General features: G+C 56.5%; 2 protein-coding genes. One reads left to right on the plus strand and one right to left on the minus strand.

Going from position 1 to position 1966, the window contains the following annotated elements; translation table 11 throughout:
- On the plus strand, window positions 1-1638 hold a 1638-nt coding region (locus ACH2EH_RS06925), incomplete at its 5' end, for an APC family permease (protein WP_395140209.1).
- On the opposite strand, the gene ACH2EH_RS06930 is transcribed toward ACH2EH_RS06925, so the two are convergent.
- A partial coding sequence (locus tag ACH2EH_RS06930; protein ID WP_395140211.1) for a hypothetical protein occupies window positions 1635-1966 on the minus strand: 332 nt, incomplete at its 5' end. The two genes, ACH2EH_RS06925 and ACH2EH_RS06930, sit on opposite strands and share 4 nt — an antisense overlap.

Consider the following 1966-nt stretch of genomic DNA (forward strand, 5'->3'; position numbering starts at 1 on the left):
GTGGTCGGCCGCGGGGTGCAGCTGCTACTTAGTGATCTGCCCAAGCACCAGAGCGACTTTCAAACGATGCTCATGGCAGCAAGGCCGCAGCTCTTTGGGAAGCCCTTCGCTGTCCATGGGAGCATTGGCCTGATTCTCTTAGCCGCGCTGGGGCTCTTTCCCAAGCTGGCTCTGGGGCTCTCGGGCTTCGAGACGGGTGTGGCTGTGATGCCCTTGGTGCAGGGCGGCAAAGACGACACCGATGCCAATCCCAAGGGCCGTATCGCCAACACGCGCAAGTTGCTCTTCTTTGCTGCAGCGATCATGAGCTGCTACCTGCTCGCCTCTAGCTTTGTGACCACGCTGCTGATCCCTGCTCATGAGTACTACCCCAAGATGGTCGCGGAAAAGAGCGTGGATAAAGAGCTCACAACCGAAACCGTCCTGCTCTCTATTCACCCAGATAGTGCCTATGTCAAAGAGCCGGTCTGGAATGTCGCAGTTCCACTGAAGCCCTACCTGGAAGGCCAGATGCAGTACTCTGTCCCAGTGAAAGTAAATGGTATAGACACAGACCAGGTCAAGATCACCATCACAGAGGATCCCAATCGCTCTGACCATGTCATGATCCATGCCCTGAAAAAAGGCGGTAGCGCCAACGGGCGGGCCCTGGCCTATCTTGCGGAGAAATTTTTCGGCCCCGGCTTTGGTACGGTCTATGACATCTCCACGATCTTAATTCTCTGGTTTGCAGGGGCAAGCGCGATGGCGGGGCTACTGAACATCGTCCCGCGCTATCTGCCACGCTACGGCATGGCCCCCGAGTGGACACGTGCCAACCGCCCTCTCGTGATGGTCTATATGGTTCTAGCAGTGATCGTAACTCTGATCTTCCAGGCTGATGTGGATGCACAAGGCGGAGCCTACGCCACGGGTGTGCTAGTGCTCATGACCAGCGCCGCCGTCGCAGTTACGATCGCCGCGCACAAAGCAGGCCAACATGGTCTTAAAATTGCCTTTGGCGTGATCACGGCTATCTTTTGCTACACGACCGTCGTCAATATTATCGAGCGGAGCGACGGCCTCAAGATCGCAAGCTTCTTCATTGGTACCATTGTTATCGTATCTCTAGTCTCCCGGATATGGCGTGTCACGGAGCTGAGGGTAGACAAGATTGAGTTCGATGAGAAGGCTCTAGAGATGCTTGCACAAATGGCACTACAGCCAGAGGTTCGCTTTATTGCCAACCACCCAGACGAGCTCGATGTGACAGAGTATAGTAGCGCAGCACGGGAGGCGGCATGGACACATCACTTCCCTGAAGGGGAGCGCGATGCTTTCCTGGAAATCTATGTCCCCGACTCCTCCTCGTTCTCCTCGACGCTTCGGGTAGAAGGTATTGATGTTGGTGGCTTCTGGGTGCTACGCTGCCACGGGGTCGCGGTTCCTAATGCTATTGCAGCGATCTTGCTCGAAGTGCAGAAGCGCCATAATCGCCGCCCGCATGTCTACTTCAACTGGATTGAGTCTAATCCGATGATATTTTTGGTGCGCTTTGTCCTCTTTGGGGAGGGTGATATCGCGCCCCTCACCCACGAGATCCTGCGCCGCAACCAGCCCGACCCCACGAAGCGCCCGATTGTGCACGCCGCAGGCTAGCGGGCACTCTCACACTGCACTCCCAGTGCCAGGATCAGCCCGCTCGCAATGTCAGTTAAAAACCAGACAAAGGGGCGGCTGCTCCTGAGTGTCTGGTTCGCACTGATCGTGAGGTTAAAACCGTGGCGGAGCCCGGCAAGATACGGCGGATTCCCGGAGACGACCATCGGTGAAAAATCAGCCGACGGAGTAATGCCCGGCCCCAGTTCCATCCCCATGAGCAGAGGCAACAGATCAAAGGTTCCGGATATTTTCGAGACCGGTAGCGCCTTCACCCGAGTCTCTTCGGCTTCCTGAAAACAGGTCTGCCAGCTCAGCCAGTAGGCTT

Origin of the sequence: Armatimonas sp. (genome assembly GCF_043760365.1) — a bacterium.
Taxonomy (GTDB): Bacteria; Armatimonadota; Armatimonadia; order Armatimonadales; family Armatimonadaceae; genus Armatimonas.